Genomic DNA, 8,473 nt, shown 5'->3' on the forward strand with positions numbered 1-8,473 from the left:
GCAGGGGGGAACTGTCATGCCCGGCGGCGAAGTAATCTGCCTCCCCGCTAAAAAGAAAATTGGAAACAGATCCGCTGGCATAACGGACGGCCCTGAAGAAATCAGTGTACTCCCCCGGGGGCCCAGAAACAGGATTGCAGCCAGGGACGTAAAAAAGAGCACGACGAAAAGGGCCGGAAATATGCGCCTGATCCTGCGGCCATAAAAACCGGCGAAGGAAAACTGGCCAGCTTCGATCTCGCGCGTGATGATGCCTGTGATCAGATAGCCGGATATGACAAAAAAATATCGACACCGATGAAACCGCCCCTGAAAAGCGATATGTCCAGATGAAAGAGTACTATGGCGATGACAGAAACCGCACGCAGCCCGTCGATCCAGGGCATATAGGTTCTGGTATTTTTGTTCGTCAGAGAAGGCATCATAAAAAATTATTTTACTTACTATGGGAAAATTCAGACAACCATGTCCTATACTGGCAGGGCTTTGTCAAGCCGCACAGCTTCTGCAGGAAATGACCGGATGGTTCCCGGTGGCAACGCCTGAAGCCTGATCTGCCGCCAGCCCTGACGGCCGGATTTCATGCAAAGTAAAACCGCTGCCAATTCCTGCTGGCAGGATGCTACGTTGGCTCCCTGCTTTTTCAGGGTGCCAGTTTTTCAGGAGCGACAATCATGGGTTTTCAGGATCAACTTTTCTCTTCCAGCCTGTTTTCCAGAAGGGTCCTGGACATGAAGCCTCTGGCAACCCTGGCAACTGCTGCGCTGGTCAGCCGGCTCAGGGAACAGGGGCATGATCTCATCGACCTTGGCGTCGGGCAGCCCATCCATAAAATCCCCCCTGCCGTCACAGCTGCGATGCATGCCGAAATCGACAGGGGAGCGTTTCCTTACACCCACACTGCCGGCCGCCTCGACCTCCGCCAGGCCCTGTGCGGACACTACGAACGGCAGGGCCTGCTGTTCACGCCTGATCAGGTGACGTTCGGAGCGGGAGCCAAGGCTGTTATTTTCCAGGCCCTTGCGGCAACACTGGAGAAGGGTGACGAGGTTATCCTGATCAGTCCTTTCTGGGCCTCATACCCTGAAATGATACGGTATTACGAGGCTGTTCCCCGGTATATCACAACCTCTGCCGAAGATGGCTTCAGGATTGAGCCTGACGCGCTGGCAAAGACCATCACACCCAAAACGAAATGGCTTGTCCTGAATTCCCCCGGCAATCCGACCGGCAAGGTTTTTTCCGCCGGAAACATGCAGGAGATCAGTGACATCCTGAAACGCCCGGAGTGCTCCCATGTCATGGTCCTGACGGACGAGATCTACAGCAGGCTGGTTTTTGACGGAAACACCTTTGCCCGGCTGGAACCCGGGCTTTATTCCCGGACCCTGTTTGTTGACGGGCTGGCGAAGTCTTTCGCCCTGCCCGGCGCCCGTATCGGGTGGGGCGCAAGCACCATCCGGAACGGCGGCAGGACACTGATCGCCATGATTGATGCAGTCCGGGCAAACAGCGACACTCAGGTTGCAAACATCTCCCAGGCCGGTGCAGAAGCGGCCCTGAAAATTCCGGAAGATTTTGTGGTCTCCGTCGTCGCGGCCCTGCAGAAGACGCGGGATTTCGTGATCCCGGCCCTGCAGGACGCCGGCCTGCACTGCTTCAGCCCGGAAGGCGGCCTTTACGTCTGGTTCAGCTGCCAAGCGTATATGGATGCAAGAGGGCCCGGAGGCACTGTTATCCGGAACGACGGGGACATGGTCCGGTACCTGCTTGAACAGGCATTTGTGGCCCTGGTGCCGGGCAGTCCCTTTATGACCCCGGCTCAAGACGACAGCCCGGCCGAAGGATTCTGGATCAGGATGTGCTTTGCCAACGAGCCGCCGGAGAGGGTGGCAGAAGCCTGTCGGCGCATCCAGCGGGCCTGCGGTCAGCTGGTCCGGGTTGCCGCACGCTGAGAAGGGAACCTTTTCCGGTTCCGGGTGTTCCTCCCCTGTGTCAACGCCAGAACAGGAGAGACGAGCCATGGCCAGAGTACAGAACGAATCCGAAAATGCCGGAACCCGCGGACACGGGAACGGAAGCGAAACCTATAAATCCCTGAAGGACAGCGGCGTGGCCCTGGGCCAGCACGTGAAGGAGGACGCCCGGGAAATCGCCCGGTCGGCCATGAACGGCGCCATGGAAAAGATGCAGGACCTGCGGTCCTTCATGGGCCGCACCGGGGAATATCTGGAAAAGGAAGTCCGGGCCCGGCCGCTGCAGAGCCTGGGCATTGCCGTTGCCGCCGGCGCGGTGCTGAGTTTTCTCCTGAGACGGAGATAGGCTCATGAGTATCGCAGGACGCCTTGTGGAGCATGTCGTTGCAGACATGGTCCTGCAGGGCCGCCCTGCCCTGTCAGGCACAAGCCGGGCGGGGCGGGCGGTGGCTGTTGTAATCCTGTTCTTTGGCAGTCTGGGACTTGTACTCCTGCTGTATGCCGCCTGGCTGGCCCTGTCGGCCCGGTTTCCGGTTGATATGGCAGTTGCGATAACGGGGCTGCTGAGTATCGGGACAGCCCTGCTGGTGGCCCTGTCCGCGTGGGCTGTCTGCCTGTACCGGCGCAAAAGGATCATGAAGGCTCCCCGGGATGCCGGCAAGGCCATCCAGTCGGCCCTGTCCCTGCTGGAGGGAGACCTGGCCGAGCCTGTCCGCAAGCACCCCGGCACAGCGGTGGCCATCGCGGCCCTGACCGGCTTTATTCTTGGAAAGCGGCTTTTCTAGTTTCAGTGGCCAGACTTAATGGGATGCCCGGCCGGAGTCCATGTGGCTGCGCAGGGCATCCCGACCGCGGCACAGGCGGGATTTTACTGTCCCCACCCGCACACCCAGAATTCTGGCCGCATCGTCATAGCTGGTGCCTTCCATACCAACCAGCAGGACCACATCGCGCATGTCCTGGCTCAGCTGGCCCAGACCGCGGGACAGGTCCCGGATCATGAGGCTGTGTTCCTGGGAGGCCTGGACCGGCGGCATCAGGACATCCATGACTTCCGGCGGTTCGTATGTCTGGCGGGCCCGGCGGATATTGTTGATGTGGCTGTTGCGCAGGATAGTAAACAGCCAGGCCCGCAGGTTGGTGCCGGGCGTGAAGGTGTCGAACCGGGACAGGGCCCGTTCCATAGTGTCCTGGACCAGGTCGTCAGCCCGGTCGGGGGAGCCGGACAGGCTGCGGGCAAAACGCCACAGAACAGGCATTTCAGCCTGCAGAAGGTTCCCGATCTCTTCAGGAGAGAGGGACCCTGGATCCTTCTTCTGGCCCGGACTGGCACCTGCGGCACGATCCATCGGAACACCTCCCTGTCACCCTGTTATGGATATACAGGACTATAGGAATCCGCCGGAGTCACGACAAGTATGAATATAGTCGTAATACCTGTTACGACTTATCAATATTGATTTATTATTTGGGGTAATTCGAAGTTATCCTTTGCCCTTCGGCAATTCCACGCGGATGCTCAGTTCGCGGAGCTGTTTGTCCGTGACCGTGTTGGGCGCCTGCATCATCAGGTCCTCGGCTTTTTGCGTCAGCGGGAACAGGATGACCTCGCGGATGTTGGGCTCATCCGCCAGCATCATGATCATGCGATCGATGCCCGGCGCAGCCCCGCCGTGGGGCGGCGCGCCCAGCCGGAAGGCCGACAGCATGCCGCCAAAGCGCGTCTCCAGCTGTTCTGCGGTGTACCCCGCAATCTGGAACGCCTTGACCATGATCTCGGGGCTATGGTTGCGGATGCCGCCTGATAACAGCTCGATACCGTTGCAGGCAATGTCGTACTGGAACGCTTTCACCTGCAGCGGGTCCTTGCCGTTCAGTGCTTCCAGCCCGCCCTGGGGCATGGAGAACGGGTTGTGGCTGAAGTCGATCTGCTTGGTATCCTCGTTCCACTCGAACATGGGGAAATCCACGATCCAGCAGAAGATAAACTTGTGCTTGTCGATCAGGCCCAGCTCTTCCCCGATGCGCGTGCGGGCGTGGCCGGCCAGTTTCGCGGCCGGCAGCTCCAGATCGCACACGAAGAACACCGCGTCGCCGTCCTTCGCGCCCACCATGTCCCGCAGTTGGGCCTGGGCCGCGTCAGGTACGAACTTGGCGATGGGGCCCTTGCCGGTGCCGCCTTCGAACAGGATATAGCCGAGGCCCGGTGCGCCCAGTTCCTTCGCCCAGTCATTCAGTTTATCGAAGAAGCTGCGGGGTTTGTCTGCCACAGCGGGAGCGCGAATGGCGCGCACCACACCGCCTTTGTCGATCACGGAGCGAAACGCACGGAACTCCACATCGGGGCGTTTGAAGACTTCGGTCACATCGGTGATCAGCAACGGGTTGCGCAGGTCCGGCTTGTCGTTGCCGTATTTCAACATAGAATCGGCGTAGGTGATCCGCTGGAACGGCCAGGGGCTGACGGATTTTTTGGTGCCGGTGAAGCTGGAGAATTCCTCGAATACGCCGTGGAAGACCGGTTCGATAGCGGCGAAAACATCGTCCTGGGTGACGAAAGACATCTCGAAATCCAGCTGATAGAAATCGCCGGCAGTACGGTCCGCGCGGCTATCCTCGTCCCGGAAACAGGGGGCAATCTGAAAATAGCGGTCGAACCCGGCCACCATCAGCAGCTGCTTGAACTGCTGCGGCGACTGGGGCAGCGCATAGAACTTGCCCGGATGCTGGCGCGAGGGCACCAGATAGTCACGGGCGCCTTCGGGGCTGGACGCGGTCAGGATGGGCGTCTGGTATTCGGTAAAGCCCTGCTCGATCATGCGGCGGCGCAGCGAGGCAATCACATGGCTGCGCAGCTTCATGTTCCGCTGCATCTTCTCGCGCCGCAGATCCAGGAAACGGTATTTCAGGCGGATCTCCTCGCCCGCGTCCTGGTCGGAATTGACCTGCAGCGGTACGGGCTCAGCCATGGACTGGATCACCATGTCCTGCACCTGGACCTCCACATGGCCGGTGGGCAGCTTGTCGTTGACAGTTTCGGGCGTGCGCTTGATGACGGTGCCGGTGACGGTAATGACCGATTCCGTGCGGGCGCTCTCGGCTGTTTTGAACTGCGGGCTGGAGGTGTCGAGCACGCACTGGGTCAGGCCGTAATGGTCGCGCAGGTCAATGAACAGCAGGTTGCCGTGGTCGCGCTTGCGATGGACCCAGCCGGACAGGCGAACGGTCTGGCCGGCATGTTCGGGACGAAGCTGGCCGCAGGTGTGGGTGCGATAGGGATGTGTCATGGTGTTTATTTCCCGGAAAAGAACCGCTGCACAATCCCCGTCCGGGCCATTTTTGTCAAGGACAACGCCTTCCTCTGCCCACTGCACCATAACCTCCCTGACTGCACCATAACTGCACTTTAATCCCACCATAACTGCACACCCTGTTTTCCCTAAAAATCCTTTTCCTGTAAGGGTTTTTTCATTTCTGGTCCGGTCTGGCTGCACCGTCCCGCAGCAGGGTGTAGTCAGCGCGGGTCAGGTCCAGCTTGTCGGCCAGGAAGCGCAGGGCGGGCGAGCGTTTCAATGCGAAAAACACGGACCGCCTGTGACAGCCCGGCTTGCGGGCCACCTCGGTGGCTGTAAAACCTTTGGCGAGAAGATCAGCTGCCAGTTCCCAGTTATATCGCTTGGGCCATACCTTCGGGAATTTTTCCGGAACTGCGGGCACAGGAAGGGCGGCAGGGGCCGGCAGGCCCTTCCTTGCAGCCTCTTTTCGGCTGCCTGGCGCGCCAGCCCCTCCCTGGCCCGCCTGAGTTGTTCCTAGGCTTCTTCACTCATATAATACCTGGTTTTTTCCTCCATTATGAATGTGGAGCCCTCTCATTAGAGGGAAAAAATCATCCTGTTAAGGAAAATTTACCTCAAATCAGGAACAGAAGCACGAAACGGAAAATTAACCACCGGCTGTCAGAATGCCCGTAATGCAACCGGAATAACGGACAACAGAAAGCAGGGGGAAAGGTCATGGCAGTGTTCACACTGAAAATTCCTGGTACCAGCAAGGAATTCGCCTTCGTCTATGGCCTTTGCTTTTGGAGTGCGCGAACGGCAACCGAAACCCTGAAAACCGCACTGTTTCCTGGGCAGGGATATCTGCTTTTGTGCCCCTGTCATCCTGAAGGAGCGAATGCGACTGAAGGATCCTGTTACCTGTAAAAGATCCTTCGCTTCGCTCAGGATTACAAAACTGCCCGCTGAAACAGCGTCGACGCCGGACAGAAACAGACCGTCACCGTCTCCCCGCGCGGTCCAGCGCGTCCAGGACTGTGCGGACTGTCAGCAGCTCGGGCAGGACGATGCCATCCGGCGCGGCAGGACCATAGACCATGGTAAAGGGAATGCCATAGCGGCCGTGCCTCTGCAGGAACGCCGCGATCCGGGGATCCGGGCGGGTCCAGTCGGCCTGCATGGCTGTGACCCCTTCCCCGAAAATCCGGTCGGCCACTGCGGTACGCTCCAGCACCAGCCTTTCGTTGACCTGGCACGTGACGCACCAGTCCGCTGTCACATCCACAAAAACCACCTGTCCATCTTCCACAAGTCCGGGGATGGCCTGTTCATCCAGAAGGTTCCAGCGGGAATCCACAGACAGGGGGGCGTCGGAACGACCAGCCTGATGCAGCACCCCCGCCAGGCCACAGACCACCACAAGACAGAGAATGATGCGGACTGCCATCACCGGCCTGCGGGGGGGCTTGCCCCGGGACCGGACGGTCAGCAGGATCAGCGCCAGCACCAGGGCCATGGCCAGCAGCAATGACAGCAGAACCTCTCCCGTCACCGTGGCCAGCACTGACAGGATCCACAGGGCTGTCAGCGCCAGTCCGGCCGCCAGGATCCGGCGCAGGATCACCATCCACGGCCCCGGACGGGGCAGGAGAGACACCAGCCAGGGGAACGCCGCCACAACCAGCCAGGGCAGCGCCATGCCTGTGCCCAGGGCCAGGAACACCAGCGCGATGTCCGCCATGCTTCCCGCCAGGGCAAAGCTGACCGCTGTTCCCAGAAAGGGGGCCGAGCACGGCGTGGCCATCAGGGTGGCGAAAAGGCCGGCTGCGAAATCTCCCGCCAGGCCCTCATGGTGCCGTCCCCGGGACAGGGCATCCATCAGGCGCCGGGGCGGAGTGATCTCCACAAGGCCAGCCATGCTGGCTGTAAAAACCACCAAAAGGGCCAGCAGAAACACCAGGAACAGGGGCTGCTGGAACTGGATGCCCCAGCCCGCGCTGGCGCCGGCCGCCTTCAGGCCCATGGCCACAGCGGCCAGAACCAGGAAGGAAATGATGATCCCGGCGGCGGTGGCCAGAAATCCCTGGCGCACATGCCGTCTTTCCTTCCCCCGGGTGCGCAGGGCCGCCATCAGCTTGAGCGACAGGACCGGCAGGACACACGGCATGACGTTGAGGATCAGTCCGCCCAGGACAGCCAGGCCCAGAATGGCGGCCAGCGAGCGGGACGGAGCGGGAACCGGCGCTTCGTCCCCAACGGCAGTGGCGTGAAGTTCGGCCATCCTGTCCCCATCCACCAGGGTGATGGTGACGGGCGCTCCGGGGGACAGGATTCCGGACACAGGTGCAAAGGTGGCCATGACATGGCGGCCGTCCATGGACATTGTGATCTGCGGCTCAGGCAGGCCGGAGAGGCCAGGGGCTTCCAGAAACACATCGGGTGAAGAAAAAGGCTTTCCCCCGGTCAGGGTGACCTGGATGGCATTTCCACTCACCTGGACCCGGGTCTCTGTAATATCCGCCTGGTCTGTCAGAGCCGCCGGAACCCGGGCCATAGCCTCATCGTACAGCAGCATCCCCTCGGGATCCGGGGCAGCCAGTCCGGGGGGAAGATCCAGCGCCAGGGCAAACTCCCGCGGCAGACACAGTTCCTCGCACACCAGAATGCTGACTTTGGCCTTCGGGCTGATTGTTTTTTCGGGATCTTCAGGACGGATGAGGACCGGAAAGGCCACTGCCGTCTCGTAGCCCGTCGTGCTGATTCCCTGAAAGGAAAAGCGGCGGGGCGCCGGCCACAGCATCATTGTCTCATCCACATTTGTGGATTCGGTCCAGTCCACAGACAGGGGCAAGCCCGCATCGCCGGGTGAGCGCCAGTAGGTCTTCCAGCCGGGTTTGAGCCGGATCTCCAGGGTCACCGGAAAAGATTCAAGGGTGCCCATCCCGCTGATGGCCGGAACCAGCCGGGCGCGGACTTCGGGGAAAACCTGCCACTCCCGCGCCTGTGCCGGAAACACGGCCAAGACTGCCAGAAGACAGAGAATGGCAAGGGAAAATCCGGACTGCCCCGGAACGCTGCATCGGCCGAATTTCATCATGAGACCGGATTATATACGCCGGGGAAAAAAATTGATACGTTCGGCCAGATCCATTTACAGCGGCAGATGCAGCATGGCTTCCGGTTCCCCTCCTCCCCCCTCCCCGCTTCAGGGCCCGTGGC

The 8,473-nt window shown here is 60.4% G+C and carries 7 protein-coding genes and 1 pseudogene; 3 read left to right on the plus strand and 5 right to left on the minus strand.

Annotated elements, in window-relative coordinates; all coding sequences use genetic code 11:
- Positions 1 to 156 precede the first annotated feature (156 nt).
- A pseudogene (locus tag M3O22_07355) lies at positions 157 to 422 on the minus strand (acyltransferase).
- A gap of 252 nt (positions 423 to 674) precedes the next feature.
- On the opposite strand from M3O22_07355, the gene M3O22_07360 reads away from it, so the two are divergent.
- From M3O22_07360 to M3O22_07370, 3 genes are all read left to right on the plus strand, one after another.
- Positions 675 to 1,955 (plus strand): aminotransferase class I/II-fold pyridoxal phosphate-dependent enzyme, encoded by a 1,281-nt coding sequence (locus M3O22_07360; GenBank protein ID MDP9196563.1) that lies wholly within the window; start codon positions 675 to 677, stop codon positions 1,953 to 1,955.
- A gap of 67 nt (positions 1,956 to 2,022) precedes the next feature.
- Positions 2,023 to 2,322, plus strand: coding sequence for a DUF883 C-terminal domain-containing protein (locus tag M3O22_07365; protein MDP9196564.1), 300 nt, complete (start codon positions 2,023 to 2,025; stop codon positions 2,320 to 2,322).
- Between the two features lie 4 nt (positions 2,323 to 2,326).
- Positions 2,327 to 2,761, plus strand: a complete 435-nt coding sequence (locus M3O22_07370; protein MDP9196565.1) for a hypothetical protein — start codon at positions 2,327 to 2,329, stop codon at positions 2,759 to 2,761.
- A gap of 15 nt (positions 2,762 to 2,776) precedes the next feature.
- On the opposite strand, the gene M3O22_07375 is transcribed toward M3O22_07370, so the two are convergent.
- From M3O22_07375 to M3O22_07390, 4 genes are all read right to left on the minus strand, one after another.
- A complete protein-coding gene (locus M3O22_07375; GenBank protein ID MDP9196566.1) occupies positions 2,777 to 3,325 on the minus strand; it encodes a sigma-70 family RNA polymerase sigma factor in 549 nt (182 codons plus the stop codon).
- 135 nt (positions 3,326 to 3,460) lie between these two features.
- Positions 3,461 to 5,263, minus strand: a complete 1,803-nt coding sequence (gene aspS / locus M3O22_07380; GenBank protein ID MDP9196567.1) for an aspartate--tRNA ligase — start codon at positions 5,261 to 5,263, stop codon at positions 3,461 to 3,463.
- Positions 5,264 to 5,444: 181 nt separating this feature from the next.
- Positions 5,445 to 5,693, minus strand: a complete 249-nt coding sequence (locus M3O22_07385; GenBank protein ID MDP9196568.1) for a hypothetical protein — start codon at positions 5,691 to 5,693, stop codon at positions 5,445 to 5,447.
- A gap of 561 nt (positions 5,694 to 6,254) precedes the next feature.
- Positions 6,255 to 8,351 carry a thioredoxin family protein gene (locus tag M3O22_07390; protein ID MDP9196569.1) on the minus strand — a complete coding sequence of 699 codons (2,097 nt, stop codon included), beginning with the start codon at positions 8,349 to 8,351 and terminating at the stop codon, positions 6,255 to 6,257.
- Positions 8,352 to 8,473: the final 122 nt, after the last annotated feature.

The organism is Pseudomonadota bacterium (assembly GCA_030775045.1).
Lineage (GTDB): Bacteria > Pseudomonadota > Alphaproteobacteria > JALYJY01 > JALYJY01 > JALYJY01.